The 23819-nt window shown below is 65.1% G+C and carries 23 protein-coding genes; 9 read left to right on the forward strand and 14 right to left on the reverse strand.

Annotated features, from left to right (window positions below; translation table 11 throughout):
- Window positions 1-53: 53 nt before the first annotated feature.
- From atpE to rpmH, 12 genes are all read right to left on the reverse strand, one after another.
- Complete coding sequence (gene atpE / locus F466_RS0102105; protein ID WP_012983953.1) at window positions 54-290, reverse strand: F0F1 ATP synthase subunit C; 237 nt, start codon at window positions 288-290, stop codon at window positions 54-56.
- A gap of 51 nt (window positions 291-341) precedes the next feature.
- A complete protein-coding gene (atpB, locus tag F466_RS0102110) occupies window positions 342-1184 on the reverse strand; it encodes a F0F1 ATP synthase subunit A (RefSeq protein ID WP_018139738.1) in 843 nt (280 codons plus the stop codon).
- A 31-nt stretch (window positions 1185-1215) separates the two neighbouring features.
- A complete protein-coding gene (locus F466_RS0102115; protein ID WP_018993357.1) occupies window positions 1216-1602 on the reverse strand; it encodes an ATP synthase subunit I in 387 nt (128 codons plus the stop codon).
- 132 nt (window positions 1603-1734) lie between these two features.
- On the reverse strand, window positions 1735-2577 hold the full coding sequence (locus tag F466_RS0102120; RefSeq protein ID WP_018139739.1) for a ParB/RepB/Spo0J family partition protein: 843 nt from the start codon (window positions 2575-2577) through the stop codon (window positions 1735-1737).
- Between the two features lie 28 nt (window positions 2578-2605).
- A complete protein-coding gene (locus tag F466_RS0102125) occupies window positions 2606-3361 on the reverse strand; it encodes a ParA family protein (RefSeq protein WP_018139740.1) in 756 nt (251 codons plus the stop codon).
- Window positions 3358-3987, reverse strand: coding sequence for a 16S rRNA (guanine(527)-N(7))-methyltransferase RsmG (gene rsmG, locus F466_RS0102130; protein WP_018993358.1), 630 nt, complete (start codon window positions 3985-3987; stop codon window positions 3358-3360). The genes F466_RS0102125 and rsmG overlap by 4 nt, the downstream gene beginning before the upstream one ends.
- Complete coding sequence (mnmG, locus tag F466_RS0102135) at window positions 3977-5851, reverse strand: tRNA uridine-5-carboxymethylaminomethyl(34) synthesis enzyme MnmG (RefSeq protein ID WP_012983959.1); 1875 nt, start codon at window positions 5849-5851, stop codon at window positions 3977-3979. The genes rsmG and mnmG overlap by 11 nt, the downstream gene beginning before the upstream one ends.
- Before the next feature lie 111 nt (window positions 5852-5962).
- Window positions 5963-7276 (reverse strand): tRNA uridine-5-carboxymethylaminomethyl(34) synthesis GTPase MnmE, encoded by a 1314-nt coding sequence (gene mnmE / locus F466_RS0102140; RefSeq protein ID WP_018139743.1) that lies wholly within the window; start codon window positions 7274-7276, stop codon window positions 5963-5965.
- 7 nt (window positions 7277-7283) lie between these two features.
- On the reverse strand, window positions 7284-8990 hold the full coding sequence (gene yidC, locus F466_RS0102145; RefSeq protein ID WP_038049808.1) for a membrane protein insertase YidC: 1707 nt from the start codon (window positions 8988-8990) through the stop codon (window positions 7284-7286).
- Window positions 8991-8998: 8 nt separating this feature from the next.
- Window positions 8999-9256, reverse strand: coding sequence for a membrane protein insertion efficiency factor YidD (gene yidD, locus F466_RS0102150; RefSeq protein ID WP_012983962.1), 258 nt, complete (start codon window positions 9254-9256; stop codon window positions 8999-9001).
- Window positions 9253-9603 carry a ribonuclease P protein component gene (gene rnpA, locus F466_RS0102155; RefSeq protein ID WP_012983963.1) on the reverse strand — a complete coding sequence of 117 codons (351 nt, stop codon included), beginning with the start codon at window positions 9601-9603 and terminating at the stop codon, window positions 9253-9255. Before rnpA ends, yidD begins: the two co-directional genes overlap by 4 nt.
- 22 nt (window positions 9604-9625) lie before the next feature.
- On the reverse strand, window positions 9626-9766 hold the full coding sequence (gene rpmH / locus F466_RS0102160; protein WP_012983964.1) for a 50S ribosomal protein L34: 141 nt from the start codon (window positions 9764-9766) through the stop codon (window positions 9626-9628).
- A gap of 151 nt (window positions 9767-9917) precedes the next feature.
- On the opposite strand from rpmH, the gene dnaA reads away from it, so the two are divergent.
- From dnaA to ubiD, 8 genes are all read left to right on the forward strand, one after another.
- Window positions 9918-11285: a chromosomal replication initiator protein DnaA gene (gene dnaA, locus F466_RS0102165; RefSeq protein ID WP_018993359.1), complete on the forward strand. Its 1368-nt coding sequence runs from the start codon at window positions 9918-9920 to the stop codon at window positions 11283-11285.
- Between the two features lie 252 nt (window positions 11286-11537).
- Window positions 11538-12641 carry a DNA polymerase III subunit beta gene (dnaN, locus tag F466_RS0102170; RefSeq protein WP_018993360.1) on the forward strand — a complete coding sequence of 368 codons (1104 nt, stop codon included), beginning with the start codon at window positions 11538-11540 and terminating at the stop codon, window positions 12639-12641.
- 23 nt (window positions 12642-12664) lie between these two features.
- Window positions 12665-13738 carry a DNA replication/repair protein RecF gene (locus tag F466_RS0102175; protein ID WP_083918077.1) on the forward strand — a complete coding sequence of 358 codons (1074 nt, stop codon included), beginning with the start codon at window positions 12665-12667 and terminating at the stop codon, window positions 13736-13738.
- Window positions 13739-13804: 66 nt separating this feature from the next.
- Window positions 13805-16237 carry a DNA topoisomerase (ATP-hydrolyzing) subunit B gene (gyrB, locus tag F466_RS0102180; protein WP_018993362.1) on the forward strand — a complete coding sequence of 811 codons (2433 nt, stop codon included), beginning with the start codon at window positions 13805-13807 and terminating at the stop codon, window positions 16235-16237.
- Window positions 16238-16243: 6 nt separating this feature from the next.
- Window positions 16244-16774 carry a hypothetical protein gene (locus F466_RS0102185; RefSeq protein WP_018993363.1) on the forward strand — a complete coding sequence of 177 codons (531 nt, stop codon included), beginning with the start codon at window positions 16244-16246 and terminating at the stop codon, window positions 16772-16774.
- A gap of 114 nt (window positions 16775-16888) precedes the next feature.
- A complete protein-coding gene (locus F466_RS0102190) occupies window positions 16889-18937 on the forward strand; it encodes a M3 family metallopeptidase (RefSeq protein WP_018993364.1) in 2049 nt (682 codons plus the stop codon).
- Window positions 18934-19701, forward strand: a complete 768-nt coding sequence (gene xth / locus F466_RS0102195) for an exodeoxyribonuclease III (RefSeq protein WP_018139753.1) — start codon at window positions 18934-18936, stop codon at window positions 19699-19701. The genes F466_RS0102190 and xth overlap by 4 nt, the downstream gene beginning before the upstream one ends.
- 33 nt (window positions 19702-19734) lie before the next feature.
- Window positions 19735-21198 carry a 4-hydroxy-3-polyprenylbenzoate decarboxylase gene (gene ubiD / locus F466_RS0102200; protein WP_018139754.1) on the forward strand — a complete coding sequence of 488 codons (1464 nt, stop codon included), beginning with the start codon at window positions 19735-19737 and terminating at the stop codon, window positions 21196-21198.
- A gap of 25 nt (window positions 21199-21223) precedes the next feature.
- Here the strand turns inward: ubiD and F466_RS0102205 are convergent, their stop codons facing one another.
- The gene (locus tag F466_RS0102205; RefSeq protein ID WP_018139755.1) at window positions 21224-21796 is read right to left on the reverse strand and encodes a hypothetical protein; all 573 of its coding nucleotides are present in this window, start codon (window positions 21794-21796) and stop codon (window positions 21224-21226) included.
- A gap of 158 nt (window positions 21797-21954) precedes the next feature.
- On the opposite strand from F466_RS0102205, the gene F466_RS0102210 reads away from it, so the two are divergent.
- Window positions 21955-22983 carry a CDP-6-deoxy-delta-3,4-glucoseen reductase gene (locus F466_RS0102210; RefSeq protein WP_018139756.1) on the forward strand — a complete coding sequence of 343 codons (1029 nt, stop codon included), beginning with the start codon at window positions 21955-21957 and terminating at the stop codon, window positions 22981-22983.
- Window positions 22984-23002: 19 nt separating this feature from the next.
- Here the strand turns inward: F466_RS0102210 and F466_RS0102215 are convergent, their stop codons facing one another.
- Window positions 23003-23818 (reverse strand): uroporphyrinogen-III synthase, encoded by an 816-nt coding sequence (locus F466_RS0102215; protein WP_012981427.1) that lies wholly within the window; start codon window positions 23816-23818, stop codon window positions 23003-23005.
- Window position 23819: the final 1 nt, after the last annotated feature.

Here is a 23819-nt window from a genome sequence, read left to right on the forward strand (position 1 = left end):
CCTGCTACCTCAGGTTGACGAGTGGAGGGGACCTCGGGACTCGCTCAGCCTTGTTAACCCAGGGCGAACAGAACGTACAGGCCGATACCCACGCCGATCATCGGCACGGCGTCGGTCAGACCCATCACGATAAAGAACTGAGTACGCAGCATCGGGATCAGTTCCGGCTGACGCGCGGCGCCTTCCAGGAAGCGACCACCCAGGGTACCCACGCCGATGGCGGCGCCGACAGCGGCCAGACCCAGAAGCAGAGAGCCAGCCAGGACGATCAGAGCGTTAGCCATTTCCATTTTTGTATCTCCAGTCGAGTGTTGAAACGGTCAGTTTGAAGGTGAATCGAATCAGTGGTCTTCGCTGTACGCCATGTCCAGATAGACGACGGTCAGCACCATGAAGATGAAGGCCTGCAGCGGCACCACGAGAATGTGGAAGATCGCCCAGCCGACATGCAGCACACCACCGGCCAGACCCAGGATCAGGCCCGCGGAGTACATAACGCCGATCAGGATGAAGATCATCTCCGCCGCGTACAGGTTGCCGAACAGTCGCAGGGCGAGCGATGCGGGCTTGGCCAGCAGGTTGATGAACTCCAGCGCGAAGTTGATCACCCAGAAGATCGGCTTCAGGAACACGATGTTGGTCTGGAACGGGATGCCCGTCAGTTCCTTGATAAAGCCCACCGGGCCCTTGATCTTCAGCGAGTAGTAGATGATCAGGACGAACACGCCCAGCGCCAGACCCGCGGTCACGTTGATGTCCGTGGTCGGCACGATCTTGAAGTAGGGGATACCCAGCAGATAGGCGATGTGCGGCAGCAGATCCACCGGCACCAGGTCCATCAGGTTGAGCAGGAAGATCCAGACAAAGATGGTCAGCGCGAGTGGCGCGACCATGTCGTTCTTGTGCTTGAACGAGCCACGGACGTTGTCGTTAACAAAGTCCATCGTCATTTCGACAAAGTTCTGCCAGCCACCCGGGACGCCAGCGGTGACCTTCTTGGCGGCAGCGCGAAACGTGAGGATAAACAGGAGGCCAAGACCAATCGACCACAGCATGGAGTCGACATGGATCGCCCAGAAGCCCATTTCGGCGGCCTGGGTGCTGGTCGTGGCGAAGCTCAACCCGTTCTCGGGGTGGAGCCCAAAGGTGAGGTTCGTGAGATGGTGAGCAATGTGCTCTTCCATCGTGGGCAGTTCGCTTTCTGAAGCCATGCAGTTATCTCGTCATTGCTTGATCAGAAACCCGGTGCAGCCACCAGAGCGGGGCCAGATGCACCAGGAGGAAGATGCCGAACAAAGCCAGCAAGTTCGGCTCGTCCAGGTAAGCGAACGCCACCCCGAATGCCACCGCGATGATTACGAGTCGTCCCAGCTCGGCGCCCATCATTCGCGCCGTGAGCGAGCCCACCTGATCAGAGCGGTAGGCTCGAAACACAACGACCGCGGCCACGGCATTGCCGAGGGTCGCGGTCAAGCCGCCGATCATGGCCGAGATCGCCACGATCGGGGGGAACAGGGCCAGTAGTAGGCCCGACAGTATCAGCGTTAGGGCGAGCTGCAGACCGATCGATTGTAAGGCGTGTCTGAAGCGTCGCGGTGTCATTCAGCGGATGGGCACACCCACCCCTCTCCCAAAAAGTGCGCGCATTATAAGAGCACCCTTCTATTAGGTCAAACCGTTATGGGGTGGCCAAAGGGGCGTGGGGAGAGGCTTTGGGCGAGGCAGACGGGCTTTTTACTGGATGTGTTCGAGGATGCCGTCGAGCTCGTCGAGGCTGTTGTATTCGATGACCAGTCGGCCCTTGCCCTGGCGGTTGTAGCGGACCTGGACGGGGGCCCCGAGGCGATCAGACAGGCGGCTTTCGAGTTGCCGGACCTCTGGCGAGGGGCCGGCCTCCTTGCGCGGCTCCGGCTGCGCCGAGAGGACCTTCTTGACCAGTTGCTCGGTGGCGCGGACGGTCATGTCACGCTTGACGACCGTCGCGGCCACCCCCGGCTGGTCGTCCAGCGGCAGGGCCAGCAGAGAGCGGGCATGGCCCATCTCCAGCCGGCCCTCGTTCACATGTTCCTTGACCACGTCGTGCAACTCCAGCAGACGCAGCAGGTTGGTGACGGAGGTGCGCGAACGGCCGACCGCATCCGCCGCCGCCTGATGGGTCATCTCGAATTCGTCGATCAGGCGCCGGATGGCCTGCGCCTCTTCCAGCGGGTTCAGGTCCTCGCGCTGGATGTTCTCGATCAGCGACATCGCGGCCGCGGCCTGATCGGGGATGTCGCGCACCACCGCCGGCACGCTCTCCAGCCCCGCAATTTGGGCGGCTCGCCAGCGGCGTTCGCCAGCAATCAGTTCGAAGCCGCCCTCGACCCGGCGCACGACAACCGGCTGAACAATGCCCTGGGCACGAATCGACTCGGCCAGCTCCGCGAGCGCGGGCTCGGACATGTGCACGCGCGGCTGATACTGACCGCGGCGGATCTGTTCGATCGGCAGCTGCGCCAGGGAGTCACTCTCGTTGCCGCCGCTTTGTGCCCCCGACAGGAGGGCATCGAGCCCGCGGCCCAGTCCACGTTTTGCCATCGTTTCAGTCCTGCTCGTGTATGCGGGATCAGCGGCGCAGCATCTCGCCGGCCAGCGCGAGGTAGGCCACCGCCCCGCGCGAGGAGGCATCATACAACAAGGCCGGCTGACCAAAGCTGGGGGCCTCGGCCAGGCGGATGTTGCGCGGGATCACAGTCCGGAACACGCGTTCGCCGAAGTGCCCGGTGAGCTGGTCGGAGACGTCACCGGACAGCCGGTTGCGCGGGTCAAACATTGTGCGCAGCAACCCGGCGATGCGCAGCTGCGGGTTGGGCCCCTTCTGGATGCTCTCGATCGTGCGCATCAGCGCGGTCAGGCCCTCGAGCGCGTAGTACTCGCACTGCATCGGGATCACGACCCCGTCGGCGGCCACCAGCCCGTTGACCGTCAACAGGTTCAGCGACGGCGGGCAGTCGATCAGGATGTGGTCGTAGTCGGCGGCCACCGGGCCCAGGGCGTCGCGCAGCCGATATTCGCGTCGCTCCTGATCCATCAGGCGCACCTCGGCCACGGTCAGGTCCCCGTTCGCCGGCACCAGATCGAAACCGCCCTCCACACGGTGAGCGGCCTCCGGAACCGTGGCCTGGCCCAGCAGCACCTCGCAGGAGGTCGGGTCGTCGGCGTGCTTGTCCACGCCGGAACCGGTGGTGGCATTCCCCTGTGGGTCCAGGTCCACGACCAGCACGCGCTTGCCCAGCCGGGCGAGCGAGGCGGCGAGATTCACGCAGGTCGTGGTCTTGCCCACCCCGCCCTTCTGATTGGTGATGGCCAGCGTATCGGTCACGTCTCGGCTCTCTCGATAATGGCGATGTGCCGCTGGGCGGCCTCGCCGGGAATGGTAACCGGGTCCACAGCCCGGTACGACCACGGGGCGGGCAGCGGCGCGTCCGCCACCGAGCGCTGCCCGAGCATGGCCAGCACCCGCCCGCCCGTGGCCACCTGCGGTGCGACGCGCGCGACCATGTCCGCCGGTGCCTTGAATGCCCGCGCCAGGACCGTGGTGTAGGGCGCGGCGGGTCCGAAATCCTCGATCCGCATATGCACGGCCTCGACCCGGGTCAGCCCGGCCAGCCCGATCACGTTGCGCAGGAAGCGGATGCGCTTGGCCGCGCTGTCCAGCAGGCAGAAATCGCGCTCGCGCTCGCAGGCGGCCAGCACGAAGCCCGGCAGGCCGGCGCCCGTCCCGACATCCAGGATGCGGTCCCCGTGAAGATACGGGCGCAGGGTCAGGCTGTCGAGGATGTGACGGGGGATCCACTGCGCGGGATCGCGCACGGCGGTCAGGTTGTGCACCCGGTTCCAGCGCCCGAGCTGCTCGAGATAGATCGCCAGGGCCTCGATGGCGGCTGCGTCCAGCGCCCACTCGTCGGCGACGGCGCCCAGGGCCGCCCGCCAGTCGTTACTCGCCACTGGCGCGCTGCTTCAGGTGAACAGCCAGAGCCGAAAGCGCGGCCGGGGTCACGCCCGGGATGCGCTGGGCCTGACCCAGCGTGTGCGGACGGAATTCGGCGAGTTTCTGGCGGATCTCGTTGGACAGACCATGCACCCGCGCGTAGTCGAGGTTGTCCGGCAGCGCCGTCTGATCGGCCTTCGCCTGGCGCGCGACCTCGGCCTGCTGGCGTTCGATGTACCCGGCGTATCTGGCCTGAATCTCGGCCTGCTCGCGCACGTCCGGCGTGCAGCCCGCATCCAGTTCCGGGAGTGCCTGCATCAGGGCGTCATAGTCGGCCTCCGGTCGGCGCAGCAGGTCGAGCAGTGTGGCATCCGGCTCCGGGGCCTTGCCGAGGAGCTCGACCAGGGCCGGGCGGCTGCGCTGATCCCGGTCCGGTCGCGTCTGTGCAAGCCTGCTCATTTCCGACTCGATCGCGGCGGCGCGGCGCTCGAACCGTGCCCAGCGGGCATCGTCGACCAGGCCATGTTCGCGCCCGACCGGGGTCAGGCGCAGATCCGCGTTGTCTTCGCGCAACAGCAGCCGGTACTCGGCGCGCGACGTGAACATGCGGTAGGGCTCCTGCGTGCCGCGGGTGACCAGGTCGTCGATCAGCACACCGATATAGGCCTCGGAACGCTGCGGGATCCAGGGTTCGGCGTCCCGGGTCAGGCGGGCGGCATTCAGTCCGGCGACCAGGCCCTGGGCGGCGGCCTCTTCGTATCCGGTGGTGCCGTTGATCTGCCCGGCGAAGAACAGATTGGCCACCTCCCGCGTGGCCAGCGATGGGCGCAGGCCGCGCGGGTCGAAGTAGTCGTACTCGATCGCGTAGCCCGGACGGGTAATGCGCGCGTGCTCGAAGCCCTCGATGCTCTGCACCAGCGGCACCTGGATCGCATAGGGCAGGGAGGTGGAGATGCCGTTTGGGTAGAGCTCGTGGGTGGTCAGCCCCTCCGGCTCGACGAAGACCTGGTGGCTGGTCTTGTCGGCAAAGCGCACGACCTTGTCCTCGATCGAGGGGCAGTACCGCGGTCCGGTGCTGTCGATCTGGCCGGAGTACATCGGCGCCTGATCGAGGTTGGCGCGGATCAGGTCATGGGTCCGCTCGCTCGTACGCGCGATATGACAGGGGCGCTGTTCCGGGTGGTCGCCGGGCGAGCCGGTGAACGAGAACACCGGGCGCGGGTCATCGCCCGGCTGCACCTCGAGGCGCGAGAAGTCGACACTGCGCCCGTCGATGCGCGGCGGGGTGCCGGTCTTCAGGCGCCCGACCGCAAAGGCCATATCGCGCAGGCGCGCGGCCAGGCGCACGCTCGGCGGATCGCCCGCCCGCCCGCCCGGCTGCTGGGTCAGCCCGGTATGCATCTGGCCGTTGAGGAAGGTCCCCACCGTCAGCACGACGGCGCGAGCCGTAAACGCAAGGCCCGCCTCGGTGACCACACCGGTCACGCGATCGCCCTCCATGGTGATGTCGGCCACCGGCTGCTGGAAGATCTGCAGATTCGGTTCGGCCTCCACGAACTGGCGGATGGCCTGGCGGTAGAGCTGCCGGTCGGACTGGGCGCGGGTCGCGCGCACCGCCGGACCCTTGCGCCTATTGAGGATGCGGAAATGGATGCCGGCGGCATCCGCCGCGCGCGCCATCACGCCCCCCAGGGCATCGATCTCCTTGACCAGGTGGCCCTTGCCAATGCCGCCGATCGCCGGATTGCAGCTCATCTGGCCAATGGTCTCGATGTTATGGGTCAGCAGCAGCGTGCGCGCACCCGCGCGTGCCGCGGCCAGAGCGGCCTCGGTGCCGGCGTGTCCGCCGCCAATCACGATGACATCAAATTCTTCTGCCATGACCTCTTGAAACCCGGCCGCTGGGCGGCCCGAAAAAGTAAAATCAGCAGTTTAGCAGGAGTGGCGGTGGCGTCGAAGCGGCCGCATGGGGATCCATGTTTCCCTACGCCATCACTTGCCGATGCAGAAACCGGCGAAGATCTCGCCGAGCAGGGCCTCGTGGTCCTGGCGACCCAGCAGGGCGTCCAGCGCCGCCTCGGCCAGGCGCAGCTCCTCGGCGATCAGGTCGGGCGCGGCGCTGGCCTCGATGCGGCCCAGATGCAGCGCCGCCAGGCGCAGGCCATCGAGGTGGCGCGCACGCACGCTGAAGCGCTGCTGCCCGCCCTCGCTGGCACCCAGCCGCTCGACGATGGCCTGCTTGAGTTCATCAATGCCCGCACCGGTGCGCGCCGAGATGACGATCCCCTCTGTAGATCGGGAATCCGCGACGCAATCCTGCTTGTTCCAGACCGTGAGCCGCGGGATCTCGGGCGGGGCCTCCAGCTCGGGGACGGCCTCCGGCCGGGTCAGATCCCGAAGGTCCAGGATCAGGTCGGCCCCGGTCGCAGCCTCGCGGGCGCGCTGCATCCCGATCTTTTCCACAGGGTCGTCGCTGGCGTGCAGCCCGGCGGTGTCGATCAGTTCCACCGGGATCCCGTGGATGGCGATCGGCGAGCGCAGTACGTCCCGGGTGGTCCCGGGGCGGTCGGTGACGATCGCCACCTCGCTCTCGGCCAGTCGATTCATCAGGCTGGACTTGCCGACATTGGGGGCACCGACCAGGGCCAGACGCAGGCCCTGGGCGAAATAGCGGGCCGGGCGCAGGCGCTCGAGGAGCGCGAGGATGGTCGTGTGCAGGACCTCCGCCCGCCGGGCGATGTCCGGGGCGGCCTCGGATTCGAGGTCAGTCTCGCCGAAGTCGATCTCGGCCTCGATGACCACGCGCATGTCGCGGATGGCCCGGGAGACCGGCTCCAGCTCCGCGGCCAGCGCCCCGTCGAGGCTGGAGCGGGCCAGGCGCGCGGCCTGGGCCGTCTGGGCATGGATCAGATCGGCGACGGCCTCGGCCTGCGCGAGGTCGAGGCGGCCGTTCAGAAAGGCCTGTTCGGTGAATTCGCCCGGCCGCGCGCGGCGCGCACCGAGGCCGACCGCCGCCGCGACGAGCGCCTCCAGGAGCACCGGGCTGCCGTGGCCTTGCAGTTCGACCACGTCTTCACCGGTATACGAATGGGGCGCGGGGAAATAGAGGATCAGGCCATCGTCGATGGTCTCGCCGCTGGCCGGATCAGTGAGGCGGCCGTAATGAGCTTGGCGTGGTCGCAGGCGGTCGCGCCCGGTCAGGCGCCGTGCGATCACCAGCGACTGGGGGCCCGACAGACGGACCACGCCAATGCCGCCGACCCCCGGCGGGGTGGCGACCGCGACGATGGTATCCGCCACGGTCACGGCCCGGTCAGCTCTTCTGCTTGTCCGGGTCCTCGCCGCCCTCGATCTTGCGCGTGATGTACCACTGCTGGGCGATGGAGAACAGGTTGTTGGTGAACCAGTACAGCACCAGGCCCGCCGGGAAGAAGGCGAAGAAGATCGTGAACACGAATGGCAGCGCCATGAAGATCTTCTGCTGCACCGGGTCCATCGGCGGCGGGTTCAGCTTGTACTGCACGAACATGGACACGCCCATCAGGATCGGCAGGATGAAGTACGGATCACGCGAGGACAGATCCTGGATCCACAGCCACCACGGGGCCTGACGCAGTTCCACGCTCTCCAGCAGCACCCAGTACAGGGCGATGAACACCGGGATCTGCACCAGGATCGGGAGACAGCCACCCAGCGGGTTGATCTTCTCCTTCTTGTACAACTCCATCAGCGCCTGGTTCATGCGCTGCTTGTCGTCCTTGTAGCGTTCCTTCAGGGCCTGCAGCTTGGGCGCAACCTTGCGCATGCGCGCCATCGAGCGATAGCTGGTGGCGGACAGCTTGAAGAACGCGAGCTTGATCAGGATGGTGAGCAGCACGATCGACCAGCCCCAGTTGCCGACGACGCTGTGGATCAGATCCAGCAGCCAGAACAGCGGCTTGGCCAGGAAGGTGAACATCCCGTAGTCGACGGTCAGTTCCAGGCCCTGGGCGATCTGGGAAAGCTCGTCCTGGAGCTTCGGCCCAACCCACAGTCGGGTCTGGAGCTGCCCGCTCTCGCCCGGGCGCACGGTCAGGGGCTCGGCCGAGTGCAGGCCGATCAGGTATTCCTCGCCAACCTCGCCAGGCACGGCGCGGGCATACAGCGCGTTCACCTCGTCATCGCCCGGGACCCAGGCAGAGACGAAATAGTGCTGGATCATCGCGACCCAGCCGCCATGCAGGCGTTGCTGGATGGGGTCGTCGGCGAGCGACTCGAAACGCTCCCGCTGGTAACTGCCGTCGAAATACGCGGCCCCCGTGAACGTATACAACCACCAGGACTCGCGGTCCGGGGTCGGCCCGTGGCGCAACTGTCGATACTGGCGCCCACTCCAGGTGGAATCGCCCTGGTTGCGGACCTCGTAACCCACCTCGATCAGATGAGTCCCGCGGGTAAAGGTGTAGGTCTTGATGACCTCGATCTCGCCATCGTCCGAGACCCAGCGCATCGGGACCTGAAGGGTATCGTCGCCCTCGGCCATCTCGAAGTGGTCGCCGTCAACCTCGAAATTGGCGTGGTGCGAGGGGGCCCGCCCCTCCATCGCGCGGTCGTTGACGCGGTCGTGCGTCAGGCCACTCTGAGCCACGTAGCCGCGCACGCGGTGGTCAAACAGGCGAACCGGAACCAGCGGGTCATCCTGCAGATCGCGCGGATACTGCAGCAGGTCTGCGCGCAGGATGGTGCCGCCACGGGTGTCGATCAGCAGCTCGTGCTTGTCGGTGCGGACGGTGAACTGGCGACGATCCGGCTCCTGGATCGGGCTGATCTCGGACACATCCGCGGCGGCGGCACGTGGATCGTCCTCGTCCTCGAACTGGGGCGCGTCGGGGACATCCTCCGGGCGGGCATCGGGATCCTCCGCCTCTTGCTCGGCCGTTTCCGGCTGGGCAGGGGTGCCGTAGTCCTGGTTCCAGGCCTGCCACATCAGGAACAGGACAAAGGCCAGGCTGAGCCACAAAAGGGGACGCAAGTTATCCATGAGCGCGACTATTTCCGGGATCGATGCGAGTGGGCGGACAGATGGGGTTCCGGCACGGGGTCATAGCCCCCGGGGGACCACGGGTGGCAACGCAGAATGCGCCGCAGTCCGAGCCAGAAGCCGCGTGTGACGCCGTGTTTTTCCACCGCCTCGACGGTGTAGGCCGAGCACGTCGGGTAATGCCGGCAATGCGGCGCCATGAACGGGGAGATGCCGTACTGATAGGCCCGAACCGGCAACAGGGCAATCTTGCGTACAAGGGTCATTGCAGGCGATCCAGCAGCGTTTCCATCTCCGAGCGCAGGGCCCGTCGGTCACAGGTGCCCGCACCGGCGCGGGCCAGGACAATCAGGTCCACCGGTGGCAGCGCCGCGCGGCGTTGGCGGAAGGCCTCGCGCACGATGCGCTTGACCCGGTTGCGATCCGTGGCGTTGCGCACATGGCGCTTGGCGATCGCGAGCCCCAACCGGGGCTCCCCGCCGCCCTCGCGGGCACGATACAGCAGCGTCAAATAGCGGCCACGGATCGGACGCGCGTCGGCGAAGACGTGCCGGTAATCAGCACCGACCAGCAAACGCGCCTGGCGCGGGAAGCCCTGCGCCCCGGCGGTCATGATGGCCAGCCGGACAGCGCGATCAGTTGGTCGGGCAGAGTCGCTTGCGGCCTTTGGCGCGACGGGCGTTCAGGACCTTGCGACCGCCACGGGTGGCCATGCGGGCACGGAAGCCGTGGGTACGGGCGCGGACAAGCCGACTCGGTTGAAAGGTGCGCTTCATGACGAATCTCGGACAATGGGATAAAGGGCGGAGAAAACTACCGTCAACCGTGCGCGAAGTCAATCAGCGGGCGAGACTTGGCTAGCGCACGGGGTCACCATCGGCGTAGACTCAGGGGCCCCCGAACCCTCGTGATCCCGGAGACCCGCGTGTGACTGCCAATACCCTGTGGACAGCCTGTCTGGATCGCCTGCAGGGTCGTGTGAGTGAGCAGCAGCTGAACACCTGGCTGCGACCCCTGCACGCCGAGGAGGAAGCCGGGGCCTTGCGCCTGCTGGCACCCAACCAGTTTGTCTTCGAACATGTCCGCGACCATCTCCTGAGTTCCATCGAAGAGGCCGTCAGCGAACTGCGCCCCGGCACCGAAGAGACCGATAGGCAACGCGTTCGCCTGGGGATCGGGGGCACGGAGTGGACCACCGCGGAGCCCGAAGGCTCCGCACCTTCACGGGCACCCGCGAGCGCGCCAGCGCGGCGAGCAGCGGTCCCCAAGGGGCCGGTCAGCAACCTGAACCCGGCCTTCACCTTCGACACCTTCGTCGAGGGCAAATCGAATCAACTGGCGCGCGCGGCCAGTCTGCAGGTGGCCGAAAACCCGGGGGTCGCGTACAACCCGCTGTTCATCTATGGCGGCGTAGGCCTGGGCAAGACCCATCTGATGCACGCGATCGGCAACAGCATCCTGAGCCGGCTGCCGGAAGGCCGGATCATCTACCTGCACTCCGAGCGCTTCGTCGCCGACATGATCAAGGCGCTGCAGCACAACGCGATCGACGACTTCAAGCAGCACTATCGCACGGCCGATGCCCTCCTGATCGACGACATCCAGTTCTTTGCGAACAAGGAACGTTCCCAGGAAGAATTTTTTCATACATTCAACGCGTTGCTTGAAGGTCAGCAGCAGATCATCCTGACCTCGGACCGTTATCCGAAGGAGGTCGAGGGGCTTGAGGAACGGCTGAAATCACGTTTTGGCTGGGGCCTGACCATCGCCATCGAACCCCCGGAGCTGGAGACGCGCGTGGCCATCCTGCAGCGCAAGGCGGAACAGGCCGGGATCGAGTTGCCAACCGAGGTCGCCTTTTTCATGGGCAAGCGCATCCGGTCCAACATCCGGGAGCTGGAGGGGTCGCTTCGCCGGGTCATCGCGAACGCGCATTTCACCGGCAAACCGATCACCCTGGACTTCGCCAAAGAGGCGCTGCGCGACCTGCTCGCCGTCCAGAACAAGCTGATCACCTTGGAGAACATCCAGAAGACCGTGGCCGATTACTACCGCATCAAGGTGGCGGATCTGCTCTCCACTCGCCGCAGCCGCTCGGTGGCTCGACCGCGCCAGATGGCGATGGCACTCGCGAAGGAACTCACGCAGCACAGCCTCCCGGAGATCGGCCAGGCCTTCGGCGGACGGGACCATACGACGGTCATTCATGCCTGTCGCAAGATCGTCGAGTTGCGCGAGGCGGATGCGAGCCTGGATGAAGACTATGCAAATCTGCTGCGGACCCTGAGCAGCTGACGCTGACGCACATCCCTGCAGGTTGACCGAACAAGCTGTGGATAAGATGGGGGGAAGTCGTGCGCAGTCAGCGTAAATTTTTGGTGCCTGATTTCATCCACAGGATAGACACAGGCGATACAGAGGTTTGAAAGCCGTTTTTTGAATAATAAAAGTCGACAAATCAATTGGTTAAAGGTTTTCCGCACAGGGAGAAGCGGACCTTATTATCATCAGTTTTAAATTACTTAAACCCAATTACAGGACACCGCCATGGAACTCTCTTTCCAGCGCGAAGCGATGACTGACGCCCTGCAACGGATTGTCGGGGCGGCCGAGAAACGTTTGACGATGCCGATCCTCGGCAACGTGCGCTTGCGACCGGATGAACGGGGCGGCATTCGCATGGATACCACCGACCTGGAACTGGCCTGGCAAGGTGAGGCGACGGGAACCATCCCCGGTGAGTGCGACGTGACAGTATCGGTACGCAAGCTGCTGGATGTGGTAAAGGCGGCACCGGAAGACAGCGAGATCCGGGCGACGATCGATGGAGAACGGATGTCCGTGGGGTTCGCTGGCTCGCGTTTCAGTCTGGCCACGTTGCCGGGTGCGGATTTCCCCGACTGGGAGAGCAAGAGCTCGGAGTGGACCCTGGACATCCCGCAGAACCGGCTGCGTCGGTTGCTTGAGGCGACGATGTTTTCGATGGCGCAGCAGGACGTTCGCTATTACCTTCAGGGATTGCTGTTGGTAGCCAGTGGTCACAGTCTACGCGCGGTGGCAACCGACGGGCATCGACTGGCACTGGCCGAGGCCGAGCTTGACCAGGCGATCGATGGACGGATCGAGAAGATCGTGCCGCGCAAGACGATCGCTGAGCTGCGCCGCAACCTGTCGGACGACGATGTACCAGTTCGCGTCGGGTTCAGTGAGGATCAGGTGCTGTTCGATCTTGGGAATGCGGTGCTGCGCAGCAAGGTGATCGAAGGGCGGTTCCCGGATTACGAGCGCGTGATTCCAGCGGATCTTCCGGCGACCCTGACGGTGGAACGCGAACGACTCAAGCAGGCACTGGCACGCGTATCCATCGTCGCGTCGGACAAGTACCGCGGGGTGCGGATGACGCTTGGCGATCAGGGCTGTCAGGTCATGACCCACAACGCGGATCGTGAAGAGGCCCAGGAGTCAGTCGAAGCCGAGTATCAGGGCCCGCCGATGGAGATCGGATTCAACCTCGGATACCTGGTCGATGTCCTCAATGCCATTGAAACCGATCAGGTCCGGATCGGGCTGCGGGACGGGAACTCCTCGATCCTGGTGCAGGCCGATCCTCCGGGTGGCGCGCGTTACGTCGTGATGCCGATGCGCCTGTAGTCGCGACCGGGCGAACAGACGCCGTGCTGGAAGCCCTGTGGTGGAGGGGGGTGCGAAATCTCTCGGAGCAGACGTACGAGCCGGGCAAAGGGATCAACCGGCTCGTGGGTCCAAATGGGGCAGGCAAGACGTCGGTGCTGGAGGCCTGTCATGTGCTTGCCGCGGGACGATCGTTCCGGACGCCGCAGCTTCGTCGGGTCGTTCGGTCAGGCGAGAAGGGCCTGTGGATCGGGGGGCGGGTGCGTGACCTGCGTGGAGGTGAGCATCGCCTGGGCGTGAGCTGGGAAGGCACTCGGCGGTCGCGGGTCGACGGGCGATGGATGGAAGGGCATGCCAGCGTTGCGGAGTGGCTGCCGGTCCGGGTGCTGCACGCGGGATCCTTTGACCTGCTCACGGGATCGCCGGAGGAGCGGCGCCGTTTGCTCGATTGGGGTTGCTTTCATTCCGTGCAGGGGTATCGGTGGCACTGGCAGCAATGGAGGCGGGCGCACGAGCAACGCAACGCCGCTTTGCGCAAGGGCGATCGTCGTGCGGCGCGAGAATTTGAACGCCCGCTAGTCGCCGCCGGTGAGATCATCACGCAGGCGCGACAGGCCTATATCGATCGCTGGGAGAGCAGCACTGCGGAGGCGGCGCGGGCCTTCGGATTTTCGCAGCGCCTAGAAGGCTTCCAGGTGCACCTTCGTGTTGGCTGGGAACGGGATCGTCCGCTCTCGGACGCAATTGCACGCAGCCGGGCCTCGGACGAAGAGAGGGGCTTCGGACAGGTCGGGCCGCAACGCGCAGACATCGACCTCCGCTTTGATGGTCGGGTGGCGGCGGAGGCGTCGCGGGGTGAACAAAAAAGGCTGATCACGGCGTTGACCGGCGGGCAGGCCAGGATGCTCGAACGTGAGGCCGGTAGGGCACCGGTCGTGCTATTGGATGATGTGGTTTCGGAACTGGATGTGGATGCGGTGGAAGGGTTGATGTGCGGCCTCCAGAACTTCGGGTGGCAGGTACTGGTCACCGCAGTCGAGTCGCGTATCCCCGGGCTGGAGGGTGGGCGATCCACGCGATTGTTTCACGTGGAACATGGTGTGGTGACCCCGGACTGAGCCGCGCCCCGGCCCCCGCCTTTGCGTTATACTGCAGTGTCTGTTACCCGCCGGATGCCGTAATCCATGTCCGAATCTGAACCGCTCGACCCCGAAACCTACGATTCTTCCCAGATCCGTGTGCTCAAGGGCCTGGATGCCGTGCGCAAGCGCCCTGGCATGTACATCGGGGATACCGATGACGGGACCGGTCTCCACCACATGGTGTTCGAGGTCGTCGATAACTCGATTGACGAGGCCCTTGCCGGCCATTGCGACACCATCGAGGTCACGATCCACGAAGACAACGCGGTGTCGGTCTCGGATAACGGGCGCGGTATCCCGGTGGATATCCATGAGGAAGAGGGCACGTCCGCCGCAGAAGTGATCCTGACGGTCCTCCACGCCGGCGGTAAGTTCGATAACAACTCCTACAAGGTGTCCGGGGGCCTGCACGGCGTCGGGGTATCGGTCGTGAATGCCCTGTCGGAAGAGCTCCGATTGGAGATCCATCGTGCCGGCCAGCGTCACGAGCAGATCTATCATCTCGGTGTACCTGATGCCCCATTGGCGGTCGCAGGCCCCACCGATCGGACTGGCACCAGGATCTGGTTCCGCCCCAGTGACGAAATCTTCACCGACATCGAATTCCACTACGAGATCCTCGCCAAACGCCTTCGCGAGCTCTCATTCCTGAATTCCGGTGTCCGGATTACCCTGCGCGACCAACGCGACAACCGCGAAGAGACCTTCCTGTTCGAGGGCGGTATTCGTGCGTTTGTCGAGCACCTGAATCAGAAGAAGACGGCGTTGCATCCCACCGTGATCTACGCGAACCAGACACGCGAGGATGACTACGTCGTCGAGGTCGCGCTGCAGTGGAACGACTCCTATCAGGAGAACATCTTCTGCTACACCAATAACATTCCGCAGCGCGATGGCGGCACCCATATGGCCGGTTTCCGCGCGGCGCTCACGCGTACGGTCAATCAGTACCTGGAGAAAGAGGGGCTGATCAAGAAGGCCAAGGTCGCCACCGCCGGGGATGATATGCGTGAGGGCTTGACCGCTGTACTCTCGGTCAAGGTCCCGGACCCGAAGTTTTCATCCCAGACCAAGGACAAGCTGGTCTCCTCAGAGGTCAAGCCGATCGTCGAGAGCGTCTTGTCCGATGCACTGACCAACTTCCTGCTGGAGAACCCTCCCGAGGCCAAGTCGATCACCGACAAGGTTCTCGAGGCGGCGCGTGCGCGCGAGGCGGCTCGCAAGGCGCGCGAGGTGACGCGCCGCAAGGGTGCGCTGGACATCGCCGGCTTGCCCGGCAAGCTGGCCGATTGCCAGGAAAAGGATCCGGCGCATTCGGAACTCTACCTGGTGGAGGGCGACTCAGCGGGCGGTTCTGCCAAACAGGGACGGGATCGGCATTTCCAGGCGATCCTGCCGTTGAAGGGGAAGATCCTCAATGTCGAGCGAGCACGCTTTGATCGCATGCTCGGATCCGCCGAGGTCGGGACCCTGATTACGGCGCTGGGTTGCGGGATCGGGAAGGACGAATACGATCCGGACAAACTGCGCTACCACCGCATCATCATCATGACCGACGCGGACGTGGACGGATCGCACATCCGCACCCTGCTGCTGACTTTCTTCTTCCGTCAGATGCCCGAGCTGATCGAGCGTGGCCACGTCTATATCGCGCAGCCGCCGCTATACAAGATCAAGCGCGGCAAGCGCGAGCAATACGTCCGCGACGAAGCCGAGATGGGCGAAATCGTGGTCTCGCTTGCCCTGGACGGCGCCGCGCTGCATCCGGGTCCGGACGCCCCGCCCGTCACGGGCGAGCCCTTCGAAGAACTGGTGAAGGGCTACCAGAAGGCCGCCCGCGCGGTCGAGCGGCTCGGACGTCTGTACGACTCGCGCATCCTCTGGGCCATGCTCGAGGCCGACGCGATTCCCGAGCCGCGCAGCGTCACCAACCCAGAAGTTCAAGCCTGGTTCTCGCGCATCCTGGAGTCTATCTCCAGTGATCGCGCCGGTGCTACCCGCTACAGCCTGGGTCCGGTTAACAATGTCGACGGTCACGCCCAGCTGAGCCTGGATCGTCTCGAGCACGGCGCCGCGTTGTCGCAGTACATCACCGACGATACGCTCGCCTCGCGCGATTTCCAGACGATCCTGGACCTCTCTGCCCGCCTCAATGCCCTGCTTGAGTCTGGTGCCTACATCAAGCGAGGCGAACGCGTTCACCGCATCCAGGGCTTTTCCGAGGCCATGGAATGGCTGCTCCAGGAGGGCCGCCGGGGCCTGGCCACCCAGCGTTACAAGGGCCTGGGCGAGATGAATCCGGATCAGCTCTGGGAAACGACGATGAATCCCGAAACCCGTCGCCTGCTCCAGGTCCGGGTAGAGGATGCGATCCGCGCGGACGAAATCTTCACCACCCTGATGGGGGATCAGGTCGAACCGCGCCGGGACTTCATCGAAAGCCGAGCTCTGAGCGCGGAGAACGTTGACGTCTGATCCCGGATGGCGATCTTCGTCATCGTCACGATCGCCGGGCTCGTGGGTCTGACTCTGGGCATTGCGCGCTTGTACTCCCATCTGGCCGTCCAGGAACGCCAAGTGGTCGGCACCTGGGATCAACTGGAGCGCCTTCTTGTGCAGCGCAACGGCCACTTGCAGAAGGTCTGCATCCAAGCTGACAGCGGACCACCGGCCGTCCAGGATCTGCACCGATCCTTGCAGCGTCAGGAGACGGCTCGTCGCCGGGGCGACCTGACCACCGTCGCCGAAGCGGAGCGCGAAATCCGCGCCCTGTGGGACTCGATATACCAACAACCTATTGATATTAATAGAGAAAGTTTGGACGAGTCGACGCGACGGGTCGTCGCTTTGGATCAGGCCATTCGCGACACCCTGATTCGCTATAACGCCGCCCTGCAGACGTATCGGCACACCTGTCGCTCGCCCTTCTACGCACCGATCGCCTGGCTCGCCGGAATGGGCCGTTACACACCCTTGCAACCCCCATCCTCCGATCCGGACAAACCTGCCTAGCCTTTCCAGCACCCTCCAGCGACCGGTTCGATGGAGTCTCGCAACGGCGGAACACCCTCCCGGGCCTGTGGTCCGAATGGCATAATTCCCGTCCTACTCGAATCTGGAGTCCACGTGACCAACCCTCTGCTGCAAACGGATCGCCTGCCCACGTTTCGATCCATCGTCCCGGCACACGTTCTCCCCGCTATCGAAACCGTCATTCAGGAGAATCGCGACGGGATCGAACAGCTCGTCGCCCAGGCTGGCGACGCCCCGACCTGGGACGGACTTGTGGCGCCTTTGCAGCACCTGGATGCCCGTCTCTCTCAGGTATGGGCACCGGTCGGGCACTTGAATGCGGTGATGAACAGTCCGGAGCTGCGCCAGGCATACAATGCTTGCCTGCCCAAGTTGTCCGAGTTTGGGAGCTGGGTGTCGCAGCATCAGGGGCTGTATGCCGCCTTTCGCCGCCTGGCCGATGGCCCGGAATACCCCCAGCTCGCGCCCGAGCGACGCAAGGTAATTGATGACGCCCTGCGTGATTTCCACCTAAGTGGTGTCGATCTCCCCGAGGATGCGCGCGCCCGCTTGCGGGAAATCGATGCCCGTCTGTCCGCACTCACGGCGCGATTCGAGGAGAACGTCCTTGATGCGACCCAGTCCTGGACCTGGCAGACCGACAACCAGGACGAACTTGTCGGCATACCCACAGCAGAACAGGCCATGTTGGCCCAGAACGCCCGCGCCCACGAGCAGACCGGTTACGTCGTCACACTGGATTTCCCGAGCTATTTCGCGGTGATGAGCCATGCTGACAACCGCGAGCTTCGCCGCCGCGTCTACGAGGCCTTCGCGACCCGCGCATCTGACCAGGGCCCCGATGAAGGTCGCTTCGACAATAGCGACGTCATGGTCGAAATCCTCCAGCTGCGGGAGGAGAAGGCGCGCATCACGGGGTTTGCGCACTACGCGGAGCGCTCACTGGCGACCAAGATGGCCGAGAACGCCGGTCAGGTCGATACCTTTCTGCAGGACCTCGCCCAGCGGGCACGTCCCCGGGCCGAACAGGATCTGGCCGGGCTGCGTGCCTTCGCCCGCGATGAGCTCGGGCTCGACTCCCTGGAAGCCTGGGATATGGCCTATGCCGCCGAGAAGATGCGTGAGCGGCGTCTTGGACTGAGCCAGGAAATGCTGAAGCCCTATTTCCCCGCCAGCCAGGCGGTGGAAGGCCTGTTTCGCCTGGTCGAGCGCCTGTTCGGCGTGCATTTCGAGGCCGACCCGACTGTCGAAAGCTGGCATGACGACGTTCGCTACTATCGAGTCGTTGACGCGAACGGCGTCGAACGTGCGGGTTTCTACTTTGATCTCTACGCCCGCAAGAACAAGCGAGGCGGTGCCTGGATGGATGTCTGCCGCCAGCGTTTTGTCTCGGCAGAGGCCCAGCAGGTCCCGGTCGCCTTCATGACCTGCAACTCCACCCCGCCCGTGGATGGCAAGCCTGCGCTGTTTACCCACGACGAGGTGATTACCCTGTTCCACGAGTTCGGCCATGGCCTCCACCACATGCTCACACGCGTGAACGAGCCCGAGATCGCCGGGATCAATGGCGTCGAATGGGACGCCGTCGAACTGCCAAGCCAGTTCATGGAGAACTGGTGCTGGGAGCGCGAGGCCCTGGATCTGTTCGCCCTTCATTACGAGACCGGCGAGCCCATGCCGGATGACCTCTATCAGCGCCTCGTCGATACCCGCCACTTCCATGCCGCGCTGCAGCTCCTGCGACAGGTCGAGTTCTCCCTGTTCGATATGCGCCTGCACGCGGGGCCCGCACCCGACAGCGCCCAGGCCATCCTCGATCTCCTGGAGACGGTGCGTGACGAGGTCGCGGTGGTCCGTCCGCCTGCGTTCAACCGCTTCCCCCATGGCTTTGCCCATATCTTTGCCGGAGGCTATGCGGCGGGCTATTACAGCTACAAGTGGGCGGAGGTCCTGTCCGCCGATGCCTTTGCACGATTCGAGGAAGAGGGTCTGTTCTCGCCCGAGGTCGGTGCAGCCTATCTGCGCGAGATCCTGGAGGTCGGTGCCTCGCGGCCCGCCGCCGATTCCTTCCGGGCCTTCCGCGGCCGTGACCCCGAGATCGACGCCCTGCTGCGGCACAGCGGACTGGAGAACGCCGCGTGAAGATCGCCAGCTGGAACGTCAACTCCCTGAAGGTCCGCCTGCCCCAGGTCCTCGACTGGCTGGGTAGCTCGCGCACGGACATCCTCGCCTTGCAGGAAACCAAGCTAACCGACGAGAACTTCCCGGTCAGTGCGATCCAGGATGCCGGTTACGAGGTGGTCTACTCCGGCCAGAAGACCTACAACGGCGTGGCCATACTCTCGCGTACACAGGCAACGGACGTCGTCACTGATCCGCCGGGGCTGGAGGACGCCCAGCGCCGCATCCTGGCGGCCACGATCGGCGATATCCGTATCGTGAACCTCTATGTGGTGAACGGCGAAAATGTCGGGACCGAAAAGTACGCCTACAAGCTCGACTGGCTGGCACGCATGCGCGCCTGGCTGGCCGCCGAGATCGAGACCTACCCGAACCTCGTGGTGCTGGGCGATTTCAACATCGCCCCGGAAGACCGCGACGTGCACGACCCCGAGGCCTGGCACGAGCGTATCCTGTGCTCGACCCCGGAACGGGAGGCCCTGGCGGCCCTCACGGACCTTGGTCTCGCGGACACCTTCCGTGCGTTCGAGCAGCCGGAAGAGGAATTCTCCTGGTTCGATTACCGCGCCGCTTCCTTCCGGCGCAACCGCGGCCTTCGGATTGACCTGGTCCTCGCCAGCCCCGCACTGCAAAAACGCCTGACCGCTGCCGGGATCGACCGCGAGCCCCGCGGCTGGGAACGGCCCTCCGACCATGCCCCCGTCTGGGCCGAATTCAGCGACTAGGCCCGGCCGACGGCCGCGCCCTGGGAGACACCTTTGAAATACAGGGACCTGCGTGACTTCATCGACGGGCTAGAGGCCCGCGGCGAGCTCAAGCGCATCACCACCGAGATCGACCCGAACCTCGAGATGACCGAGATCGCCGATCGTGTCCTGCGCGCCGGCGGACCCGCGTTGCTGTTCGAGAACCCCAAGGGTTCCGATATCCCGGTCCTGGCTAACCTGTTCGGCACGCCGGAACGGGTGGCCATGGGCATGGGCGAGGACTCGGTCGAGGCCCTGCGCGAGGTCGGCCGGCTGCTGGCCTTTCTCAAGCAGCCGGACCCGCCCAAGGGCCTGAAGGCGGCCTGGGAACAGCTGCCTGTGTTTCGCAAGGTGCTCGACATGGCGCCCAAGAAGACGCGCGGGGCCGCCTGCCAGCGCCATGTGATCGAAGGCGACGACGTGGACCTGTCCACCCTGCCGGTGCAGACCTGCTGGCCGGGGGATGCCGGGCCGCTGATCACCTGGGGCCTGGTCGTGACCCGCGGGCCGGAGAAGTCGCGGCAGAACCTCGGCATCTACCGTCAGCAGGTGATCGGCCGCAACCGTGTGATCATGCGCTGGCTGTCGCATCGCGGGGGCGCGCTGGACTACCGGGAATGGTGCCAGGCCCATCCAGGTGAGCCGTTCCCCATTGCGGTGGCCCTGGGGGCCGATCCTGCGACCATCCTCGGCGCGGTCACGCCCGTGCCGGATACGCTGTCGGAATACGCCTTTGCCGGGCTGCTGCGCGGCAGCCGCACGGAGGTCACCCGCTGCATCGGCTCCGATCTCGAGGTCCCGGCATCCGCCGAGTTCGTGCTGGAGGGCCATATCCACCCCGGCGAAACCGCGCCCGAGGGCCCGTTCGGCGATCACACGGGGTACTACAACGAGGTGGACGAGTTCCCGGTGTTCACCATCGACCGTATCACCCACCGTGAACAGCCGATCTATCACTCCACCTATACCGGGCGTCCGCCCGATGAACCGGCGGTCCTGGGGGTTGCCCTGAACGAGGTCTTCATCCCGATCCTGCAGAAGCAGTTTCCGGAGATTGTGGACTTCTACCTGCCGCCTGAGGGTTGCTCCTACCGTATGGCGGTGGTTTCCATGCGCAAGCAGTACCCGGGCCACGCGAAGCGCGTGATGATGGGGGTGTGGTCGTTCCTGCGCCAGTTCATGTATACAAAATTCGTGATCGTCGTCGATGATGACGTGAACACGCGCGAGTGGAACGATGTAATCTGGGCGATTACCACGCGCATGGACCCTGCGCGTGACACGACGCTGGTGGAGAACACGCCGATCGACTACCTGGATTTCGCCTCACCCGTCTCGGGGCTGGGCTCCAAGATGGGTATGGACGCGACCTCCAAGTGGCCGGGCGAGACCGATCGCGAGTGGGGCCGACCGATCACCATGGATCCGGCCGTACGTGAGCGGGTGGATGCCCTCTGGGACGAGCTGGGGCTGTAGCCGTCGCCACAGCCCCGCCCGGCCCCTAGTTGCCCAGGTGTGCGCCGTCCTCGGGTAGCCGCACCCAGGCCGCGATGTCGGCGCCCATGGCCCGTACCGTGCGACCCATCACCGCGCAGCTGCCCTTGAACCCGCCGAATGCCCCGCCGCCAGACACCCGGCGTGAGGTGAAGTCAGCCACCGCCTCGCCGTTCTCGTACAGCGTGCCCTCGGCCTCCGCCAGGGACCGGTGTCCGGACCAGGCGCTGCCGTCATTGCGGGCCTGGGTGATCTCCACCACCAGTACCTTTCCAGCATCCCCGGGGCTCACGTCCGCGCCGGATTCCACGCGGACATCATGGCGAGCCCCGAACTCCTGCACGAAGCCGGGGAAGCGCTCCTCCAGCTCGCATTCGCGGCGAATGGCTTCGGACACCGTTGCATCGTCGCTGTAGGCGAACCGCTCCGGGACCGCGACGATCACCTCCGGATCGGTGACCTCGGCAGCGGCTTCGGCCCCTGCATCGGTCGTCGTGTCACGGGTTTCGTTGGCTGCACATCCGCCCAGAACCATCACCCCGACGGCGGCCAGTGCGGCTGTCCATTTTTCTCCTTGCATTCCTTTCTCCCTGCCTGTGATTGGCGCCCCCGAGTCTGCCCCATCCCGTCCATGGAATGCACCCCGGGACCGCTACATGCGGCTTCCGGGGTTGCTTGCGTTCGCCCGGACCGTGGAGACAATAGGCCCCCTTGTTGGACCAGCAGCGGGAGCAGCGCATGGCCTTTGACGTGATCATCCAGCCCAGCGGGCAGCAACTCGAGGTCGAAGACGACGAGACCGTACTCGAGGCCGCGTTGCGCCAGGGGTTTGCGTTTCCCTATGGCTGCCGTAACGGCGCCTGCGGATCCTGCAAGGGGCGCGTCCTCGCGGGCGAAGTGGACCACGGGCCGAAAAAGCCGCCGGGCATTACCGAGGCCGAACTGGCCGATGGCTGGGCCCTGTTCTGCCAGGCGGTCCCGGTGGATGACCTGGAGATCGAGGTGCGCGAGATCGGCGCGGCCAAGGATATCGTCGTGAAGACGCTGCCCTGTCGTGTCGCGCAGCTGAACCGCCTGGCCGACGATGTCATGGAGCTGCGTCTTCAGCTCCCCGCAACCGAGCGCATGCAGTTCCTCGCCGGACAGTACCTGGATGTCCTGCTCAAGGGCGGCGGGCGCCGTAGCTACTCGCTGGCCAATGCCCCGCATGACGACGAACAGCTGGTCCTGCATGTGCGCAACCTGGAGGGTGGGCGCTTCTCGAAGATGGTGTTCGAGGAGATGCAGCCCAAGGCGCTGTTACGGATCGAGGGGCCGCTCGGCACGTTCTTTGTCGACGAGGAATCGGAGCGGCCGCGCCTGTTCGTTGGTGGTGGCACGGGCTTCGGCCCGCTCAAGGGGATGCTGGACCATCTGGCGGTCGAGGGCTTCGACCGCCCGCACCACCTGTTCTGGGGCGCGCGCAGTGCAGAAGGGATTTACGCCCCCGATTGGCTCGGCCGCATGAGCGCCGAACACGGTGAGCATTTTCGCTTTACGCCGGTGCTCTCCGATGTGCCGGCGGACACGGCGGGCGGGTTCCCGGCTGTCGCGGGCTGGCCACACGATGCGGTACTGGCCGAATACCCCGACCTGTCCGGCTTCGATGTCTACATGGCCGGTCCGCCGGCGATGATCGAGGCGGCGACCAATGCCTTCCTCGCCGCGGGCCTGCCGACCGAACAGCTCTACTACGACAGCTTCGAGCCGGCCGCGCCCCACGAATAGGGGCGCGCGACCCCGCTGATCAGCTGGTCGCGAGTTGCGCGGCCAGGCGGTGCACCGCCTGCTGCATCGCGGCGTCAGTCGGGTCCTCTGCGACCTCTACGGCGGCCTTGAACCCCAGCTCGTGGGCGATCTCGCCGATCCGTTCGGAACCCACCACCAGCGGTGTCTTGCGCAGCCACATGCGCCCGAGCTTGCCGACCATCTCGTAGAGATTGCGCAGCCCCTCGCCACTGGTGATCGTGATGATGTCGATCTGGTCGCGAGAGAACGCATACATCAGCGCGCCGGTATCGCCCTCCGGGCGCCCGCGCCGGTAGGCCTCGGCAAAGGTGACCTCCGCGCCACGCGACTTCAGCGTATCGCCGAGGTATTCGCGCCCGCCGTCGCCGCGAAAGATCACCACGCGCTGGCCGGCCACGTCCTGCATCGCCGGCTGTTCCAGCAACGCCTCGCTGTCGAAGCGCCGCGGCGGGGCGATATCCACGTTCAGCCCGAAGCCCTTCAGCTCCTTCGCGGTGCGGTTGCCGATGGCTGCGATTCGCGTCCCTTCGGGCCAGGTGCGGTCGGCCAGCGCCAGGTTCAGCACCCGCTGCACCGCGTTCGGGCTGATAAAGACCGCAATATCGAAATTATCCAGCTGATTCAGTACCGCGCGCAGGTCGGTCGGGTCGCTGGGCGCCAGGATCTCCAGCACCGGAAAGCGGATCACCTCGGCGCCATCGCCAGCCAGCAAGGTGCAGAACTCCTCTGCCTGCGCCGCCGGCCGCGTGACCAGGATCCCGCAGCCGTTCAGGGGGCCGTCCGCGGTGGGCTTCATGATATCCAGCTCGGCCATT

It is taken from the genome of Thioalkalivibrio sp. ALgr1 (assembly GCF_000378285.1).
GTDB lineage: Bacteria > Pseudomonadota > Gammaproteobacteria > Ectothiorhodospirales > Ectothiorhodospiraceae > Thioalkalivibrio.